Annotated in this window: 20 protein-coding genes (1 of these 20 cut by a window edge); 9 read left to right on the forward strand and 11 right to left on the reverse strand. The window is 60.9% G+C overall.

Translation table 11 applies throughout. The annotated features are described in order from the left end of the window. Positions 1-976: the 3' portion of a peptidoglycan DD-metalloendopeptidase family protein gene (locus tag LUU92_RS26080; protein ID WP_222540511.1), read on the forward strand. The gene continues 443 nt to the left of window position 1, outside the view; the window shows 976 of its 1,419 coding nt (coding positions 444-1,419); its start codon lies beyond the left edge, outside the window; it ends in the stop codon at positions 974-976. A gap of 2 nt (positions 977-978) precedes the next feature. Next, positions 979-2,070: an anhydro-N-acetylmuramic acid kinase gene (locus LUU92_RS26085; protein ID WP_222540512.1), complete on the forward strand. Its 1,092-nt coding sequence runs from the start codon at positions 979-981 to the stop codon at positions 2,068-2,070. Between the two features lie 67 nt (positions 2,071-2,137). Here the strand turns inward: LUU92_RS26085 and erpA are convergent, their stop codons facing one another. Both erpA and argC read right to left on the reverse strand, forming a co-directional pair. Further along, the gene (gene erpA, locus LUU92_RS26090; RefSeq protein WP_003176443.1) at positions 2,138-2,488 is read right to left on the reverse strand and encodes an iron-sulfur cluster insertion protein ErpA; all 351 of its coding nucleotides are present in this window, start codon (positions 2,486-2,488) and stop codon (positions 2,138-2,140) included. A 165-nt stretch (positions 2,489-2,653) separates the two neighbouring features. Then, positions 2,654-3,688: an N-acetyl-gamma-glutamyl-phosphate reductase gene (gene argC, locus LUU92_RS26095; protein WP_071490209.1), complete on the reverse strand. Its 1,035-nt coding sequence runs from the start codon at positions 3,686-3,688 to the stop codon at positions 2,654-2,656. 136 nt (positions 3,689-3,824) lie between these two features. Between argC and hemJ the strand changes: the two genes are divergently transcribed. From hemJ to coq7, 6 genes are all read left to right on the forward strand, one after another. Beyond that, positions 3,825-4,253, forward strand: a complete 429-nt coding sequence (gene hemJ / locus LUU92_RS26100; protein WP_071490210.1) for a protoporphyrinogen oxidase HemJ — start codon at positions 3,825-3,827, stop codon at positions 4,251-4,253. Between the two features lie 24 nt (positions 4,254-4,277). Beyond that, a complete protein-coding gene (locus tag LUU92_RS26105) occupies positions 4,278-5,240 on the forward strand; it encodes an NAD(P)H-dependent flavin oxidoreductase (protein ID WP_257102837.1) in 963 nt (320 codons plus the stop codon). Positions 5,241-5,309: 69 nt separating this feature from the next. After that, positions 5,310-6,272, forward strand: a complete 963-nt coding sequence (locus tag LUU92_RS26110; RefSeq protein WP_257102838.1) for a DUF805 domain-containing protein — start codon at positions 5,310-5,312, stop codon at positions 6,270-6,272. 63 nt (positions 6,273-6,335) lie between these two features. Then, positions 6,336-7,124 (forward strand): SDR family NAD(P)-dependent oxidoreductase, encoded by a 789-nt coding sequence (locus LUU92_RS26115; protein WP_071490213.1) that lies wholly within the window; start codon positions 6,336-6,338, stop codon positions 7,122-7,124. Positions 7,125-7,170: 46 nt separating this feature from the next. Then, entirely contained in the window at positions 7,171-7,509 is a 339-nt protein-coding gene (locus LUU92_RS26120) for a histidine triad nucleotide-binding protein (protein WP_071490214.1), read from the forward strand. Positions 7,510-7,625: 116 nt separating this feature from the next. Further along, positions 7,626-8,273 (forward strand): 2-polyprenyl-3-methyl-6-methoxy-1,4-benzoquinone monooxygenase, encoded by a 648-nt coding sequence (coq7, locus tag LUU92_RS26125; RefSeq protein ID WP_015886151.1) that lies wholly within the window; start codon positions 7,626-7,628, stop codon positions 8,271-8,273. 55 nt (positions 8,274-8,328) lie between these two features. On the opposite strand, the gene LUU92_RS26130 is transcribed toward coq7, so the two are convergent. Continuing rightward, entirely contained in the window at positions 8,329-8,751 is a 423-nt protein-coding gene (locus LUU92_RS26130) for an OsmC family protein (protein WP_003210947.1), read from the reverse strand. Between the two features lie 247 nt (positions 8,752-8,998). Between LUU92_RS26130 and crp the strand changes: the two genes are divergently transcribed. Continuing rightward, on the forward strand, positions 8,999-9,643 hold the full coding sequence (crp, locus tag LUU92_RS26135) for a cAMP-activated global transcriptional regulator CRP (protein WP_071490216.1): 645 nt from the start codon (positions 8,999-9,001) through the stop codon (positions 9,641-9,643). Here the strand turns inward: crp and LUU92_RS26140 are convergent. The 8 genes from LUU92_RS26140 to LUU92_RS26175 form a co-directional block, all read right to left on the reverse strand. Then, positions 9,640-10,338: a lipoate--protein ligase family protein gene (locus LUU92_RS26140; RefSeq protein ID WP_222540515.1), complete on the reverse strand. Its 699-nt coding sequence runs from the start codon at positions 10,336-10,338 to the stop codon at positions 9,640-9,642. The genes crp and LUU92_RS26140 overlap by 4 nt on opposite strands. Further along, entirely contained in the window at positions 10,338-11,174 is an 837-nt protein-coding gene (gene trpC / locus LUU92_RS26145; protein WP_071490218.1) for an indole-3-glycerol phosphate synthase TrpC, read from the reverse strand. Before trpC ends, LUU92_RS26140 begins: the two co-directional genes overlap by 1 nt. Next, positions 11,171-12,220: an anthranilate phosphoribosyltransferase gene (trpD, locus tag LUU92_RS26150; RefSeq protein ID WP_071490219.1), complete on the reverse strand. Its 1,050-nt coding sequence runs from the start codon at positions 12,218-12,220 to the stop codon at positions 11,171-11,173. The genes trpC and trpD overlap by 4 nt, the downstream gene beginning before the upstream one ends. 9 nt (positions 12,221-12,229) lie before the next feature. After that, the gene (locus LUU92_RS26155; protein ID WP_071490220.1) at positions 12,230-12,823 is read right to left on the reverse strand and encodes an aminodeoxychorismate/anthranilate synthase component II; all 594 of its coding nucleotides are present in this window, start codon (positions 12,821-12,823) and stop codon (positions 12,230-12,232) included. 9 nt (positions 12,824-12,832) lie between these two features. Further along, positions 12,833-14,314: an anthranilate synthase component I gene (gene trpE / locus LUU92_RS26160; protein ID WP_071490221.1), complete on the reverse strand. Its 1,482-nt coding sequence runs from the start codon at positions 14,312-14,314 to the stop codon at positions 12,833-12,835. 70 nt (positions 14,315-14,384) lie between these two features. After that, positions 14,385-15,203: a phosphoglycolate phosphatase gene (locus LUU92_RS26165; RefSeq protein WP_071490222.1), complete on the reverse strand. Its 819-nt coding sequence runs from the start codon at positions 15,201-15,203 to the stop codon at positions 14,385-14,387. Further along, on the reverse strand, positions 15,200-15,874 hold the full coding sequence (gene rpe, locus LUU92_RS26170) for a ribulose-phosphate 3-epimerase (RefSeq protein ID WP_071490223.1): 675 nt from the start codon (positions 15,872-15,874) through the stop codon (positions 15,200-15,202). Before rpe ends, LUU92_RS26165 begins: the two co-directional genes overlap by 4 nt. A gap of 84 nt (positions 15,875-15,958) precedes the next feature. Beyond that, entirely contained in the window at positions 15,959-17,107 is a 1,149-nt protein-coding gene (locus LUU92_RS26175; RefSeq protein WP_257102839.1) for an iron-containing alcohol dehydrogenase, read from the reverse strand. Between the last annotated feature and the right edge of the window lie 64 nt (positions 17,108-17,171).

Below are 17,171 nucleotides of genomic sequence, written 5' to 3' on the forward strand. Positions count from 1 at the left end.
GCTCAAGCACGGCCAGAAGCTCGAATTCGAGTTCACCCCCGATGGACAACTGAACAACCTGCACAGCAATGTCAGCGACCTCGAAAGCATTACCCTGACAAAGGGCGCCAAAGGCTTTGCCTTCAATCGGATCACTACCAAGCCGGTCATGCGCTCGGCCTATGTACACGGGGTGATCAACAGCTCCCTGTCACAGTCGGCGGCCCGGGCAGGCCTGTCCCACAGCATGACCATGGACATGGCCAGCGTGTTCGGCTACGACATCGACTTCGCCCAGGACATCCGCCAGGGCGACGAATTCGACGTGATCTACGAGCAGAAAGTCGCCAACGGCAAAGTCGTGGGCACCGGCAACATTCTCTCCGCACGCTTCACCAACCGCGGCAAGACCTACACCGCCGTGCGCTACACCAACAAACAAGGCAACAGCAGCTACTACACTGCCGATGGCAATAGCATGCGCAAGGCCTTCATCCGCACCCCAGTGGACTTCGCTCGTATTAGCTCGCGTTTCTCCATGGGTCGCAAGCATCCAATTCTGAACAAAATCCGCGCCCATAAAGGCGTCGACTACGCCGCCCCGCGCGGCACGCCGATCAAGGCAGCCGGCGACGGTAAAGTCCTGCTGGCAGGACGTCGTGGCGGCTATGGCAATACCGTGATCATCCAGCACGGCAATACCTACCGCACCCTGTATGGCCACATGCAAGGCTTTGCCAAGGGCGTGCAAACCGGCGGCACCGTGAAACAAGGCCAGGTGATCGGCTATATCGGTACTACCGGCCTGTCCACCGGCCCACACTTGCACTATGAGTTCCAGGTCAATGGCGTTCACGTCGACCCACTGGGCCAGAAGCTGCCTATGGCCGACCCGATCGCCAAGGCCGAGCGTGCCCGTTTCATGCAACAGAGCCAGCCGTTGATGGCGCGCATGGACCAAGAACGCTCCACCCTGCTGGCTTCGGCGAAGCGTTAAGTATGGCGCTCTATATTGGTGTGATGTCCGGGACCAGCCTTGATGGCCTGGACATCGCCTTGATCGAGCAGTCCCCGGCGATCAAGCTGATCGCTACACACTACATTCCCATGCCCGATACCCTGCGCACTGAGCTGCTTGCTCTTTGCGCCAGCGGGGCGGATGAGATCGCTCGCTCAGCCATCGCCCAGCAGAACTGGGTGAAGCTTGCCGCTCAAGGTATTCACGCTTTACTCGACCAACAAAACCTCAAGCCCCAGGACATTCGCGCAATTGGCAGCCATGGCCAGACCATCCGCCATGAACCCGCACGGGGCTTTACCGTACAGATCGGCAACCCGGCCTTGCTCACCGAGCTTACAGGCATCACCGTGGTCAGCGATTTCCGTAGCCGCGACGTCGCCGCCGGCGGTCAGGGCGCCCCACTGGTCCCTGCGTTCCATGAAGCGCTATTTGGCGAGCACAGCGGTAACCGTGCCGTATTGAATGTGGGAGGTTTCAGCAACCTCAGCCTGATTGAGACCGGCAAACCTGTAGCCGGCTTCGACTGCGGCCCAGGCAATGTCCTGCTGGATGCGTGGATTCACCAGCAACGCGGTGAACACTTTGATCGTGATGGCCAGTGGGCGGCCAGCGGCAAGGTCGAGCCAGCTCTACTCAACGCCCTGCTCAGCGACCCTTTCTTCGTGACCACGGGCCCCAAGAGCACCGGCCGCGAAGTGTTCAATCTGGAATGGCTGCACCAACACCTGGGTCGCTTACCAACATTCGAGCCTCAGGATGTTCAGGCCACGCTACTTGAGCTGACCGCCCTGACCATCATCGAATCCCTGCAAGCCGCCCAGCCCCAGACCGAAACACTGCTGGTGTGTGGCGGAGGCGCCCGCAACACCACGCTGATGAACCGCCTGGCCGCCCTGCTACCATCGACTCAAGTCAGCAGCACCGCCACCTACGGAGTAGACCCCGACTGGGTCGAGGCCATGGCCTTCGCATGGCTGGCCCATTGCTGTCTCGAAGGTATCGCCGCCAACCGCCCAAGCGTCACCGGGGCACGAGGACTTCGGGTACTGGGCGCCATCTACCCGACCTAAAATCTCCGCACAGCAAAACGCCGCTTGGCCTATCACAGCCAAGCGGCGTTTTTGCATCCGTTGCCGATCAGATCGAGAACGAAGACCCGCAACCACAGGTGGTGGTAGCGTTAGGGTTCTTGATCACAAAGCGTGAACCCTCCAGACCTTCCTGGTAATCCACCTCGGCACCGGCCAGGTATTGGAAGCTCATCGGGTCCACAACCAGGCTTACGCCTTCGCGTTCAACGATGGTGTCATCATCGGCTACATCTTCATCGAAGGTAAAACCGTACTGAAACCCTGAACAACCGCCGCCCGTAACGAATACGCGCAGCTTCAAGCGATCATTACCCTCTTCATCGACCAGGCTCTTCACCTTGTGCGCAGCACCGTGGGTGAATTGCAAAGCCGTGGGGGTGAAGGATTCAACGCTCATGCTGATAATCTCCCGGCGTAGCGCCGCCATATGCGTAATGGTCGGCATTATCCGCTTCTCCTAGAAAAGCGGTCAACTATTGTTACGGTATATCAATCTGCGCTGTCGCCATTAAAAACACAAAAGGCCCGATCAACGGGCCTTTTGCTTAGCGACTCAACCGCCTTAAGGCAGCATGCCCGCGTGGGACAGCCCCAACTTCTCATCCAGGCCAAACAGGATGTTCATGTTCTGCACCGCCTGGCCGGACGCGCCCTTGACCAGGTTATCGATCACCGACAACACCACGACCAGGTCACCGTCCTGCGGGCGATGCACAGCAATCCGGCACACATTGGCACCGCGCACGCTGCGGGTTTCCGGGTGGCTGCCGGCCGGCATCACATCGACGAACGGTTCGTTGGCATAGCGCTTTTCGAACAGCGCCTGCAGGTCGACCGAGCGATCGACCACGGTGGCGTACAACGTGGAGTGAATACCGCGGATCATTGGGGTCAAGTGTGGGACGAAGGTCAGGCCCACGTCCTTCCCAGCCGCGCGACGCAGCCCCTGGCGAATTTCTGGCAAGTGACGGTGACCTTTCACCGAATAGGCCTTCATGCTTTCCGACGTCTCGGAGTACAGCGAACCAACCGCCGCACCACGACCGGCACCGCTGACGCCCGATTTGCAGTCCGCGATCAAGCGCGAAGCGTCCGCCAGCCCCGCTTCCAGCAAGGGCAGGAAGCCCAACTGTGTAGCCGTCGGATAGCAGCCCGGTACAGCAATCAGGCGCGCTTGCTTGATCTGTTCACGATTCACTTCCGGCAGGCCGTACACCGCCTCTTCCAACAGCTGCGGCGCGCCGTGCGGCTGGCCATACCACTTGGCCCACTCATCAGCGTCCTGCAGACGGAAGTCCGCCGACAAGTCGATCACCTTGGTGCCGGCGGCCAACAACTCGCCTGCCAGGGCGTGGGCAACACCGTGCGGGGTGGCGAAGAACACCACGTCGCAGCCGCCCAGGGTCTTGATGTCCGGAACACTGAACGCCAGGCCGTCGTAATGACCGCGCAGGTTCGGGTACATATCGGCCACGGCCAGCCCGGCCTCGGATCGGGAAGTAATGACCACCACCTCAGCTTGCGGATGCTGAGCCAACAGACGCAGCAATTCGACACCGGTGTAACCCGTGCCGCCGACGATACCGACCTTGACCATAAACCTGCCCTCAACGAACCCACTGGAAAGCCGTCGATAATAGGGGTCGTATCGTCCTGCGACAACCGCCAACGTGACGTATGGGCGCATGAGCCACTACTATCCTCAGTTACCGTGAACCTGGGAATAACTAGAAATGCTCTATCTATGGATCAAAGCCTTCCACATCGTCAGCGTCGTCTGCTGGTTTGCCGGGCTGTTCTACCTGCCACGCCTGTTCGTCTACCACGCCCAAAGCGAGGACACCGTCAGCAAAGAGCGTTTCAGCGTCATGGAGCGCAAGTTGTATCGCGGCATCATGGGGCCGGCGATGATCGCCACGTTGATTTTCGGCGGCTGGCTGATCTATCTGAACCCAGGCATCTTTCATTCGGGCGGGTGGATTCACGCCAAGCTGACCCTCGTCGTACTGCTCATTGGCTACCACCATATGTGCGGCGCGCAGGTAAAACGCTTTGCCCGTGGCGAAAACACCCGCAGCCATGTCTTTTATCGCTGGTTCAATGAAGTGCCCGTTCTGATATTGCTGGCTATCGTAATTTTGGTCGTGGTCAAACCGTTCTAACTTCAATTAGTTGGGGTACCTCCAATGCCGCTGTCCGCTCTGCTTGAACAACGTCTGCGCCTGCCCGTCGTGGCGGCGCCGATGTTCCTGATTTCCAACCCGCAACTGGTCCTGGCGTGCTGCCGCAATGGGGTGATCGGGAGTTTCCCGGCGCTTAACCAACGCGATAGCAGCGGGTTCAAGGCCTGGCTGGAGGAAATCGAAGCGGGCCTGGCGCTGCTGGACAACCCCGCGCCCTATGCCGTCAACCTGATCGTGCACAACAGCAATCCCCGCCTGGAGGCAGACCTGGCGATTTGCGTTGAGCATAAAGTGCCCATCGTCATTACCAGCCTGGGTGCCGTCAAAGAGCTGGTGGACGCGGTGCACAGCTACGGTGGCCTGGTGTTCCACGATGTCACCACCCGTCGCCATGCCGAGAAGGCTGCCGAGGCCGGTGTGGACGGCCTGATCGCCGTAGCCGCCGGCGCCGGTGGCCATGCCGGCACCTGGAGCCCATTCTCACTGATTGCCGAGATCCGCCAGTTCTTCGACAAAACCCTGCTGCTAGCCGGCTGCCTCAATCACGGGCACGAGATTCTCGCCGCCCAACTGCTCGGTGCAGACCTGGCCTATTTCGGCACGCGCTTTATCGGCACTACCGAAAGCCAGGCACCGGATGCGTATAAAGAGATGCTGCTCACATCGCGCGCCGCCGACATCGTGCACACTCCCGCTGTCTCCGGCGTGCCCGCCAGCTTTATGCGCCAGAGCCTGGAAAACGCCGGTTTCGACCTCGCCGCCCTGCAAGGCAAAGGCGAGGTCAACTTCGGCTCCAAGCTCAAGCCGTTGAGCGACGAGGCCAAAGCCTGGAAGACTGTATGGTCTGCTGGCCAAGGCGTCGGTGAGATTGATGATTTGCCCAGCGTCGATGAACTCGTTGCGCGCCTGGATGCCGAATACCGCAAGGCACGCGAACAGGCGGCACAACTGCGCTGGCCACGTTGACCCAACTGCCAGGCCTGCTGATTAGACGGGCCTGCACTACCTCCCTGAACAAGTGACAAGGAAGCCCGCATGAGCGACAACCGTTTCAAGATTGTGTTTGATGGAGCCTTGCTCCCGGGTGTCGAAAGCACCACGGCCAAACTGAACCTGGCCGAGCTGTTCAAAAGTGAAGTCGAAGCCATCGAAAAGCTCTTTACCGGCCGCCCGGTTGCGCTCAAGCGCGACCTGTCTCGCCCGGATGCGGAAACCTACCTCACCGCGCTGAAAAACGCCGGTGTCGACGCGCGCATTGAGCCCGAACAGCCTGTGGCCTTCAGCCTGGCTGAAACTCACGAGACGGATTCCGGCCCTTCTGGTTTCGCGCGTCCGGATGCCTCGCCTTATGCGCCTCCACGCGCGGCGGTGGGTGATGACTTGCCCGAGTACGCCACCCTCAAAGTCTTCACTATCCATGGGCGGATCGGCCGCCTGCGCTACCTGGCATGGACCCTGGTGTTGACCCTGGCGATGCTGGTTGCGGGTGGCATCATCAGCACCGTCAGCTTTGCCGTGGCTACCGCCTCGCCGATTGCGGGCACCATCATCGGAGTACTGCTGGGTATCGCGCTGTTTGTGGCGCTGGTATGGGTCAGTGTACAAATCGGCGTGCAGCGCCTGCATGACCTGGGTTGGTCGGGCTGGTTGTACCTACTCAACCTGGTGCCATTGGTGAACAGTGTATTCCCGATCCTGTTGCTGGTACTGCCGGGCAATGCAGGCGCCAACCAGTATGGTGCGCCACCGCCACGTAACTCCACCGCGGTAAAAGTCCTGGCCACGCTGTGGTTGGCGTTTATTCCAGTCATGCTTGCCATCGTGGTGACCTTGGGCATGAACGGTTACCTGGATCAGCTCGAAGCCAACGTGGACAGCAGCTACGAAAGCAGCTCCATCACCTCCGACGAAGACGCCGACCAGGCGGCAACCGTCGAAGAAGACGAAGCGCAGAGTGCTGACGAAGCGGGCGAACCTGTAGACTCTCCAGAACAGTGAAGAAACGCCCCCGGCCTGTGATGCCTCTGTCACAGGCGCGGCGGCGTTGCGATGGAGAAAGGCATGACCCGTTACACTCTGATCACCGGCGCCTCCAGCGGCATCGGCCTGGCCCTGGCCGAAGCACTCGCCCGTCGCGGCCGCAGCTTGATTCTAGTGGCTCGCCAGCGTGATCAGTTGGAAAGCATTGCAATCGAATTGACCCAACGCTTTGGCGTCGAAGTGCTGTTCCGGGCCTGCGACCTGGGCGAGCCACTGCGCTTGTCCGGGTTCCTGCTGGAGCTTGAAGAAGGCGAGCGGCAGATCGACCTGCTGGTGAACTGCGCCGGCATCGGCACCAGCGGGCCGTTCCTGGCCCAGGACTGGATGACCGAACAGGACCTGATGGAGGTCAACATCCTGGCCCTGACCCGAATGTGCCACGCACTCGGCAATGCCATGGCGCTGCACGGCGGCGGGCAGATTCTCAATGTGGCGTCCATCGCGGCGTTCCAGCCCGGCCCGTGGATGAGCACTTATTACGCCAGCAAGGCCTATGTGCTGCATTTCTCCGAAGGCTTGCGCGAAGAACTGAAAACCTGCGGCATCAAGGTCTCGGTGCTCTGCCCCGGCCCGACACGCACCGCGTTCTTCGGCACCGCGCAGATGGACACCGCCAGGCTCGACCGCAGTCAACAGCTGATGAGCCCCGAAGAAGTGGCGCTCTACACCGTACGCGCACTTGAAAAGAACAAAGCCATCATCATCCCCGGCCGTCGCAACCGCTGGATCGCCTTCAGCCCGCGTTTCAGCCCACGCTGGCTGACCCGCAAGATCGCCGGCGCCATCAACAAGGCCTATTGCCCACGCTGACGGGCTGGGTACACTCATCCTGCACTTTCATAATGGAGAAACAGCTGTGGATACTCTGTTCACCAAGATCATCAACAGAGAAATACCCGCGGATATCATCTACGAAGATGATCAAGTCCTGGCGTTCAAGGACATCTATCCGGCGGCGCCCGTGCATTTCCTGGTCATTCCCAAGAAACACATCCCCACGCTCAATGACCTGACTGAAGAAGATAAAGCCCTGGCCGGTCATATCCTGTTCACCGCCCAGCGCCTGGCTGTAGAACAAGGGTGTGAAGAAGGTTTCCGGGTGGTGATGAACTGCAACCCGAAAGGCGGGCAGACCGTTTATCACATCCATATGCACGTGCTGGGTCAGCGCCAGATGAACTGGCCGCCGGGCTGATCAGCCTTTCAGCAAAGGTCGCAGCCCAGCCTGCGACCCCATGCCCTTGACGCAACGCAAACGCTTGCCCCTCTCTTGCGGTAAACTGGCCGCCGAGATTCTTCCCGGAGGTCAGCATGACTACCCAACGTCACTACTCGCCGATTGACCGTCTGTTGCTGCAAGCCGACATGGCCATGCGTACGCTGCTGCCCTTCAGCGGCCAGCCGTATCGCCCCTCGCCCGCCATCGTGCAGCCCGACGCGCAGATGAGCGAGACCGAGACCCGCCACGTCGCCGGCTTGATGCGCATCAACCATACCGGCGAAGTCTGCGCCCAGGCGCTGTACCAGGGCCAGGCGCTGACCGCCAAGCTGCCGCAGGTGCGCGCAGCCATGGAGCATGCCGCCGAGGAAGAAATCGATCACCTGGCCTGGTGCGAGCAACGCATCCGCCAGTTGGGCAGTCACCCGAGCGTGTTGAACCCGCTGTTTTACGGTTTATCGTTTGGGATCGGCGCCGCGGCCGGCCTGATCAGCGACAAGGTCAGCCTGGGTTTTGTCGCAGCGACTGAACATCAGGTGTGCAAACACCTGGACGAACATCTGGAACAACTGCCGGCCGAAGACGAAAAGTCCCGTGCCATTCTTGAGCAGATGCGCATTGATGAAGAACATCACGCAGAAAGCGCGCTGGATGCCGGTGGTTTTCGCTTCCCGGCGCCAGTGCGGTTTGGCATGAGCCTATTGGCCAAGGTCATGACTAAAAGCACGTACCGAATCTGAGCCAAAAGAAGGGCGCTATCACAGCGCCCTTTCTTTTTGCCCGCCGATTGAGCGATCAACCCAACTCAATTATCTCGTAATCATGGGTAATGGCCACCCCGGCCGCGCCCAGCATGATCGACGCCGAGCAATACTTCTCCGCCGACAGTTCGATAGCGCGCTTCACCTGCGCCTCTTTCAGCGCCCGGCCCTTCACCACGAAATGCATGTGGATCCTGGTGAATACCTTGGGGTCTTCAGTGGCACGCTCGGCCTCCAGGAAAGCTTCGCAGCTTTCCACGGCCTGGCGGGATTTCTTCAGGATGCTGACCACGTCGAAATTGCTGCAACCGCCTACGCCCAGCAGGAGCATTTCCATCGGGCGTACGCCCAGGTTACGGCCACCGGCTTCCGGCGGGCCATCCATGACCACCACATGGCCACTGCCCGACTCACCGAGGAACATGGCTTCGCCCGCCCATTGGATGCGTGCCTTCATCGCCCAGACTCCACTGCTAAAAAAGGGTCGCCAGCTTAGCACAGGGCCCACCTGCGTCAGCGTTTGCAACAAAAGCGATCAAAAGCAGGCTTTGCGCGGAAAATTGGCTAATCGAGTCAGAATGTGTCTGTTAAGCTGACGCCAAATCGATGGCGTAATGCCACCCTTTATACAGCGCGTATCAATGCCGATACCCGATGAATACAACAACTCCAACTATTTAGCGCAGTCTTTTCGGGATACAACCATGGTTGCCCTTACTCCCATACCCAAAATCAAGAATCTCGACAAACTGTTGATGCATTGCCAGCGCCGCCGCTACCCGGCCAAGCACAACATCATCTGCGCCGGCGAACGCTCCGAAACCCTGTTCTTCATTATCAAAGGCTCGGTCACCATCCTGATCGAGGATGAAGACGGCCGCGAAATGATCATCGCCTACCTGAACACCGGGGATTTTTTTGGGGAGTTGGGGTTGTTCGAACAAGCCGGCAAGGAACAGGAACGCAGCGCCTGGGTGCGTGCCAAGGTCGAGTGCGAAGTGGCCGAGATCAGCTACGCCAAATTCCGCGAACTGGCCCAACAAGATCCCGACATCCTTTATGTCCTCAGCGGCCAGATTGCGCAACGCCTGCGGGACACCACGCGCAAAGTCGGCGACCTGGCATTCTTCGACGTCACCGGCCGTGTTGCGCGCTGCCTGCTTGACCTGTGCAAGCAACCGGACGCCATGACCCACCCCGATGGCATGCAGATCAAGGTCACGCGCCAGGAAATCGGGCGCATTGTCGGCTGTTCACGGGAGATGGTCGGACGCGTGCTCAAAGACCTGGAAGAACGCAACCTGGTGCACGTCAAAGGCAAGACGATGGTGGTGTTCGGTACCCGTTAAACCGGCAGGAAGCTGGCCAACATCTGGCGGTACAAGGTGTCCAGCCGGCTGATCGCATCGGGCGCCGGGAAGGCTTCGTGCAGGGCGATATGGCTGTCGGCACGCACCCGCTGTTCAAGACCGCAGGCTTCATTGAAGCGGTTGACCGCCGCGATCAGGTCTTCGCGATCGTTTTCCAGCAACAGTGCACCGTGCACCAGGCCCACCGGGCGCCCCCCGCTTTGACGCCAGCGCTGGGCAGTGCCAACCATTTTCCGGCCATTGAGATTGACGTTGTAGCGACCGTCGCAAAATGCGCCGTCGACCTCGCCGACAGACGCATCGCCGCCCAACTCGATCAGCAAGTCGCAGATCGGCTGACATAAACGCAGGTAACCGGTTTCGATACGATTCTGGTCGCCCTCACTGCGCGGCGGGGCGTAGACCAGGGCGATGTTGACTGTGGCACTCGACTGCGGCACCGGCTCACCGCCGGTCTCACGCAGCAGCACCGGCCAACCCGCATCGGCTGAAACCTGGCTGGCGGTTTCAAAGGCCGGCAAGCGGCTCAACCGACGCGGCATGACCAAAGCCTGATCGCTGGGTTGCCAGAACAACAACCCATACTCCCGCTCACCTGCGCAAACAGCCGCCAGCAGGTCTTGCTCGGCGGCAAGTCCTGCTTCGACGGTCATCGCCACCGGCTGCGTCATCATCAATCCAGCGTCGAACCGCTGACCGCCATGCCCCGCTCCGGGAAGAACAGGCGCTGCAATTCAGCCCCCGGGTTCTCGGCACGCATGAAGGTCTCGCCCACCAGGAACGAGTACACGCCACTGATCTCCATCAACTCCACATCGGCACGGTTGACGATGCCACTCTCGGTGATCACCAGACGGTCACGCGGAATCCGCGGCAACAGGTCGAGGGTGTTTTCCAGGCTGACTTCGAAGGTGTGCAGGTTACGGTTGTTGACCCCCACCAGCGGTGTGTCGAGGGTTTTCAAGGCGCGTTCCAGCTCATCGCCGTCATGCACTTCCACCAGCACGTCGAGGCCGACGCTTTTGGCGACGGCAGCCAACTCGGCCATCTTCACGTCATCCAGCGCGGAAACGATCAGCAGCACGCAGTCGGCGCCCAGGGCACGGGCTTCGACGATCTGATACGGGTCGACCATGAAGTCCTTGCGGATCACCGGCAACTTGCACGCGGCGCGGGCCTGCTGCAGGAACAGGTCGGAACCCTGGAAGTAGTCGATATCGGTCAGCACGGACAGGCAAGTCGCCCCTCCCTTCTCATAGCTGACGGCGATTTCCGATGGCACAAAGTGTTCGCGGATCACGCCTTTGCTCGGCGAGGCTTTCTTGACCTCGGCGATCACGGCCGGTTGCTTCTGCTTGGCCTGGGCGATCAGTGCATTGGCGAAACCGCGCGGTGCATCGGCGATCTTTGCCTGGGCTTCCAGCTCGGCCAGGCTCACGCGGGCGCGCCGCTCGGCAACTTCTTCAGCCTTGCGGGCCAGGATTTTTTCCAGAACGGTCGGCACACTCATCCTTCATTCTCCATCTTGAATACTGCGGTGAATGCTCCCAGCTCTTCGAGCTTCTCACGAGCCAGACCGGTGTGCAGCGCATCGTGGGCCAAGGCAACACCCTCCTTAAGACTATAGGCGTGGTCGGCTGCATAAAGTGCCGCGCCAGCATTCAAAACAATCATCTCGGCGGCTTTCTGACCGTTCTCGGTCTTGCGACGGCCCAAGGCATCACGAATCAGTTCCAGGGAGGCCGCCGGGCTTTCCACCGCCAGGCCGTGCAGGCTCTGGCTCTTCATGCCCAGGTCTTCCGGCTCGACCCAATACTCAGTGACCTGGTCATTTTTCAGCTCCGCCACGAAGGTCGGTGCCGCCAGGCTGAATTCGTCCAGGCCGTCCTTGGAATGCACCACCAGCACATGCTTGCTGCCCAGGCGTTGCAGTACTTCGGCCAATGGCCGGCACAGCGCCTGGCTGAACACACCCACGACCTGGTGTTTCACACCGGCCGGATTCGTAAGCGGGCCGAGCATGTTGAACAGGGTACGAAGGCCGAGATCCTTGCGCGGGCCGGCGGCATGCTTCATCGCACCGTGGTGGGATTGAGCAAACATGAACCCAATACCGACATTGTCGATACAGCGCGCCACTTGGATCGGGGTCAGGTTCAGGTAGATCCCCGCCGCTTCCAGCAAGTCGGCGCTGCCACTCTTGCCGGAGACCGCGCGGTTACCGTGCTTGGCCACGGTGCAACCCGCCGCCGCCACCACAAACGAAGAAGCCGTCGACACGTTGAAGATGTTCGCACCGTCACCGCCGGTGCCGACCACGTCGACCACACCATCGAGGGTCTTGAGCTCGACCTTGTCCGCCAGCTCGCGCATGACCGACACGGCGCCGACGATTTCGTCGATGCTCTCGCTCTTCATGCGCATGGCCATCATGAACGCGCCGATCTGCGCGTCGGTGCATTGGCCGGTCATGATCTCGCGCATCACATCGCTCATTTCAGCAGTGCTCAGGTCCAGGTGGCCGACGATACGGCTCAGGGCAGTCTTGATATCCATGGAAAGTCCTTAGCGCGTGCCGCCGCTCTGCTTGAGAAAATTGGCGAACAGCTCGTAGCCCTGCTCGGTCAGGATCGATTCGGGGTGAAATTGCACCCCTTCGATATTCAGTGTCTTGTGGCGCAGGCCCATGATCTCGTCGACCGAGCCGTCCTCCAGTTGGGTCCAGGCGGTCAGTTCCAGGCAATCCGGAAGGGTTTCGCGCTTGACCACCAACGAATGGTAGCGGGTCACGGTCACCGGCAAGTTAAGCCCATGGAACACGCCCTGATCATGATGGAATACCGGACTGGTCTTGCCGTGCATCACCTGGCGTGCACGCACCACGTCACCGCCAAAGGCCTGGCCGATGGACTGGTGGCCCAGGCATACGCCCAGGATCGGCAGCTTGCCGGCGAAATACTGGATCGCCTCCAGGGAAATACCCGCCTCGGTCGGCGTGCACGGGCCTGGCGAAACCACGATGCGCTCCGGGTTCAGGGCGGCGATCTCGGCGACGGTCAGTTCGTCATTGCGCACTACCTTGACCTCGGCACCCAACTCGCCCAGGTACTGCACAACGTTGTAGGTAAAGGAATCGTAGTTATCAATCATCAGCAACATGGGGGAACCTCAGGAATTGGGGGTCTGTTCAGCCAGCGCAACGGCGCGGAACATCGCGCGGCGCTTGTTCAGGGTTTCTTCCCATTCGAGGGCCGGCACCGAGTCGGCGACAATCCCGCCACCGGCCTGCACGTGCAGCTCCCCGTCCTTGATCACGGCGGTGCGGATCGCAATGGCCGTGTCCATGTTGCCGTTCCAGGCGAAATAACCCACGGCACCACCGTAGACCCCACGCTTGACCGGCTCCAGCTCGTCGATGATTTCCATCGCGCGGATCTTCGGCGCACCCGACAAGGTGCCCGCCGGCAGAATCGCGCGCAACGCATCCATCGCCGTCAGGCCAGCCTTCAGCTCGCCGGTAACGTTGGACACGATATGCATCACGTTGGAATAACGCTCGATCACCATCTTCTCGGTGAGCTTCACCGAACCGATTTCCGAGACACGCCCGGTGTCATTACGACCCAGGTCGATGAGCATCAAGTGCTCGGCGATTTCCTTGTCGTCGCTCAGCAGGTCTTCTTCCAGCGCCAGGTCAGCTTCTTCGGTTGCACCCCGTGGGCGCGTGCCGGCGATCGGGCGCACGGTGATCAGGTTGTCTTCGACGCGCACCAGCACTTCCGGCGAACTGCCCACCACGTGGAAGTCACCAAAGTTGAAGAAGTACATGTACGGCGTCGGGTTGAAGCAACGCAGCGCCCGGTACAGATCGATCGGCGCGGCCTTGAAGTCGATGGACATACGCTGCGACGGCACCACCTGCATGCAGTCGCCGGCGAGGATGTATTCCTTGATGGTATCGACGGCCCGCTCGTAGTCATCCTGGGTAAAGCTTGAACGAAAGATCGGGTCGGCCGCCGGCGGACGGCTGAGGTCCAGGCCGCGACGCGGGGTGATCGGCTGGCGCAGTTTTTCCAGCAGGGCTTCGAGGCTGGCCCGGCCTTGCTCGAACGCATCGGCCTGGGACGGGTCGGCCAGCACGATCGCGTGCATCTTGCCGGCGAGGTTGTCGAACACCACGACCGCATCGGAGACCATCAGCAGAATGTCCGGCACGCCCAACGGGTCCGGGTTCGGGCATTGGCCCAAACGTTTTTCCACATAACGCACGCAGTCATAACCGAAGTAACCCACCAGGCCGCCGTTGAAGCGCGGCAGGCCGGCAATGGTCGGCACGTTGTAGCGCGCCTTGAAGGCTTCGACGAACGCCAACGGGTCTTCGACATCATGGTTTTCGATCTCGACGCCATCATGGGTAATGCTCACATGATGGTCATGTACCCGCAGCACCGTGCGGCACGGCAGGCCGATGATCGAGTAACGCCCCCACTTCTCGCCGCCCTGTACGGACTCGAGCAGGTAGGAGTTAGGCTCATCGGCCAGTTTCAGGTAGATCGACAGCGGCGTGTCGAAGTCGGCCAGGGTTTCGCAGGCCAGGGGAATGCGGTTGTAGCCGGCAGCGGCCAAACGCAGGAATTCTTCGCGGGTCATGATATGCCTCGTGGCTTGAGGGTCTAACAGTCAGGTATGCAAACGTGCCGCAGGGCGCGGCCAGGAACAGTCAGGCGCGCCAACGCCAGCGGGCCAGGGCCTTGATGACTTTCATCCAGAGTTTGCGAGTGACCACCACGATGGAATTTCCAGAAGGGGACGGATCGGTGTCGGGCAACGTTATCTCAGCGCCCGCTCCCAAGCAACCGGGGATTAACAGGCGCAGGTCATCAATCACCATCGACGGCGACTCTTCGGCGATCGGCCGACCATGGTTATAGCCGTAGCTGAGGGCCACGCACTGCACGCCCGCGGCCTTCGCCGCCTGCACATCACTGCGTGAATCGCCGACAAACAACGACTGGGAGGCCGGGATATTGGCCATTTTCATCACGAAAAACAGCGCCGCCGGGTCGGGTTTTTTCTGCGGCAGGGTGTCGCCACCGATGATCCAGCGGAAATACCGACCGATTTTCATCTGGTCCAGCAGCGGCGCGACGAAGCGTTCCGGCTTGTTGGTGATCAGGGCCATTTCCACGCCCTGCTTGCTCAGCCATTTGAGGGTGTCACGTACGCCGGGGTAGACCACGGTCAGTTCATGGCCGTCTTCATAGGCAGCGTTGAACAGCTCCAGGGCGTGTTCAGCCTCGACGTCATCCACGCCTTCGGCGTCGATATTATTAGCCAGGGCGCGGCGCACCAGCATCTGCGCACCGTTGCCGACCCACTCACGCACCGACTCGATCCCGGCCGGTTTGCGCCCCAGCTTGAGCAGCATCTCGTCCACCGCCGCCGCCAGGTCGGGCACCGAGTCGATCAAGGTACCGTCCAGATCGAACATCACCAGCCGTGGCAGTTTGCCGGGGAACAGCTGCTCAAAGCCGCTCATGGACGTGCCAGCGCCAGTTCGGCACGCATCTTGTCGATGACTTCCTGATAGTCCGGCGCGTTGAAGATCGCCGAGCCGGCCACGAAGGTGTCGGCGCCCGCTGCGGCGATTTCGCGGATGTTGTTGACGTTGACCCCGCCGTCGATCTCGAGGCGGATGTCGCGACCGGAAGCATCGATCAGCGCGCGAGCTTCACGCAGCTTGTTCAGGGTGCCCGGGATGAACTTCTGGCCGCCGAAGCCTGGGTTGACGCTCATCAGCAGGACCATGTCGACCTTGTCCATCACGTACTCAAGCACACTCAACGGCGTGGCCGGGTTGAACACCAGGCCCGCCTTGCAGCCGCCTTCGCGGATCAGTTGCAGGGTGCGGTCGACGTGCAGCGAGGCTTCCGGGTGGAAGGTGATGTAGGTCGCGCCGGCTTCCACGAAGTCGCCGATGATGCGATCTACCGGGCTGACCATCAGGTGCGCATCGATCGGCGCGGTGATGCCGTACTTGCGCAGCGCTGCACACACCATCGGGCCGATGGTCAGGTTGGGCACGTAGTGGTTGTCCATGACGTCGAAGTGCACGAAATCGGCACCGGCGGCCAACACCTTGTCCACTTCCTCACCCAGGCGGGCGAAATCGGCGGAGAGAATCGATGGAGCAATAACGAAGGGCTGCATGACGCACCTTTTTTGAGCTAAATCACGATGGCGCGCATTGTATACCTCATGCTTTGCCGCGCGCACCGTGACCTGGCTCAACGGCTAGTAAGCCGCCCGGTAGATTTTCTCGATATCGGCGGCGCTGAGCTTGCGCGGATTGTTACGCATCAGCCGCTCAATGCCTGCCGCCTCAACCGCCATCGCCGGGATCGCGTCCTCGGGCACGCCGAAACTGCGCAGGCCTGCCGGAATCTCGACGGCGGCACACAGTCGCGTCATCGCGTCCACTGCCTGATCGGCCGCATCGTTGACGCTCAAGCCGGTGACATTCACGCCCATGGCCTGTGCAATCTCCTGCATGCGTTCCACACAGGCCAATTTGTTCCAGTGCATCACATAGGGCAGCAACAGCGCGTTGCTCACCCCATGGGCAATGTTGAAACGCCCACCCAACGGGTACGCCAACGCATGCACCGCGCCGACCCCGGCGTTACCGAACGCCATGCCGGCCATCAGGCTGGCGGTGGCCATGTCGTCACGTGCCTGCAGGTTGGCCGGGTTGGCGTAGGCCTTGGGCAGCGCCTTGGCAATCAACTTGATCGCGCCGATGGCCAGCGCATCAGTGATCGGCGAGGCATTCAGCGACAAGTAGGACTCGATGGCGTGCACCAGCGCATCCACACCACTGGCGGCGGTAACGCTGCGCGGGCAGGTGAGGGTCATTTGCGGGCTGATCAAGGCCACATCCGGCAGCAGGTAGTCGCTGACGATGCCTTTTTTCAGCTGTGCGGCCTTGTCGGAGAGGATCGCCACATTGGTCACCTCCGAACCGGTGCCGGCCGTGGTCGGGATGGCGATCAACGGCGGGCCCTTGCGCGGCACCTGGTCGACGCCAAAGAGGTCCGCCAGCGCACCGTGGTAACCGGCATAGGCGGCTACGCTTTTGGCGATATCGATGGCGCTGCCGCCGCCCAGACCGATCAGGCCGTCATGCCCGCCCTCGCGGTAAACGCGCATACAGTCCTCGACGATGGCGATTTCCGGGTCGGGCAGTACGCGGTCGAAAATCTCGTAGGCGCGCTCGCCCAAGTGTTCGAGGGCCAGCGCCACGGTGCCGGACTTGACCAGCGCGGCGTCGGTGACGATCAGCGGGTTGTCCACATCCAGGCGCGTGAGTTCAAAGGCCAGTTGTTCGATGGCGCCAGCGCCGGTCAGCAGTTTGTGGGCGATCTTGAATGAGGAAGTACTCATGTGCGCGGCCTCTTATTAAGTGATGGGCTGGCACAAGAGTAGCTCGGAAACCTGGGTTGCCTAG

Source organism: Pseudomonas extremorientalis, assembly GCF_024584605.1.
Lineage (GTDB): Bacteria > Pseudomonadota > Gammaproteobacteria > Pseudomonadales > Pseudomonadaceae > Aquipseudomonas > Aquipseudomonas extremorientalis.

Excerpts from the sequence above, each read along its gene's own strand:
- crp (WP_071490216.1), top strand. The coding sequence starts at position 8,999 with ATGGTTGCCCTTACTCCCATACCCAAAATCAAGAATCTCGACAAACTG.
- trpC (WP_071490218.1), bottom strand. The coding sequence starts at position 11,174 with ATGAGTGTGCCGACCGTTCTGGAAAAAATCCTGGCCCGCAAGGCTGAA.
- trpD (WP_071490219.1), bottom strand. The coding sequence starts at position 12,220 with ATGGATATCAAGACTGCCCTGAGCCGTATCGTCGGCCACCTGGACCTG.
- argC (WP_071490209.1), bottom strand. The coding sequence starts at position 3,688 with ATGGTCAAGGTCGGTATCGTCGGCGGCACGGGTTACACCGGTGTCGAA.
- erpA (WP_003176443.1), bottom strand. The coding sequence starts at position 2,488 with ATGAGCGTTGAATCCTTCACCCCCACGGCTTTGCAATTCACCCACGGT.
- coq7 (WP_015886151.1), top strand. The coding sequence starts at position 7,626 with ATGACTACCCAACGTCACTACTCGCCGATTGACCGTCTGTTGCTGCAA.
- LUU92_RS26175 (WP_257102839.1), bottom strand. The coding sequence starts at position 17,107 with ATGAGTACTTCCTCATTCAAGATCGCCCACAAACTGCTGACCGGCGCT.
- LUU92_RS26140 (WP_222540515.1), bottom strand. The coding sequence starts at position 10,338 with ATGATGACGCAGCCGGTGGCGATGACCGTCGAAGCAGGACTTGCCGCC.
- LUU92_RS26155 (WP_071490220.1), bottom strand. The coding sequence starts at position 12,823 with ATGTTGCTGATGATTGATAACTACGATTCCTTTACCTACAACGTTGTG.
- rpe (WP_071490223.1), bottom strand. The coding sequence starts at position 15,874 with ATGCAGCCCTTCGTTATTGCTCCATCGATTCTCTCCGCCGATTTCGCC.
- LUU92_RS26130 (WP_003210947.1), bottom strand. The coding sequence starts at position 8,751 with ATGAAGGCACGCATCCAATGGGCGGGCGAAGCCATGTTCCTCGGTGAG.
- LUU92_RS26165 (WP_071490222.1), bottom strand. The coding sequence starts at position 15,203 with ATGAGCGGCTTTGAGCAGCTGTTCCCCGGCAAACTGCCACGGCTGGTG.
- LUU92_RS26115 (WP_071490213.1), top strand. The coding sequence starts at position 6,336 with ATGACCCGTTACACTCTGATCACCGGCGCCTCCAGCGGCATCGGCCTG.
- LUU92_RS26085 (WP_222540512.1), top strand. The coding sequence starts at position 979 with ATGGCGCTCTATATTGGTGTGATGTCCGGGACCAGCCTTGATGGCCTG.
- LUU92_RS26110 (WP_257102838.1), top strand. The coding sequence starts at position 5,310 with ATGAGCGACAACCGTTTCAAGATTGTGTTTGATGGAGCCTTGCTCCCG.
- LUU92_RS26105 (WP_257102837.1), top strand. The coding sequence starts at position 4,278 with ATGCCGCTGTCCGCTCTGCTTGAACAACGTCTGCGCCTGCCCGTCGTG.
- hemJ (WP_071490210.1), top strand. The coding sequence starts at position 3,825 with ATGCTCTATCTATGGATCAAAGCCTTCCACATCGTCAGCGTCGTCTGC.
- trpE (WP_071490221.1), bottom strand. The coding sequence starts at position 14,314 with ATGACCCGCGAAGAATTCCTGCGTTTGGCCGCTGCCGGCTACAACCGC.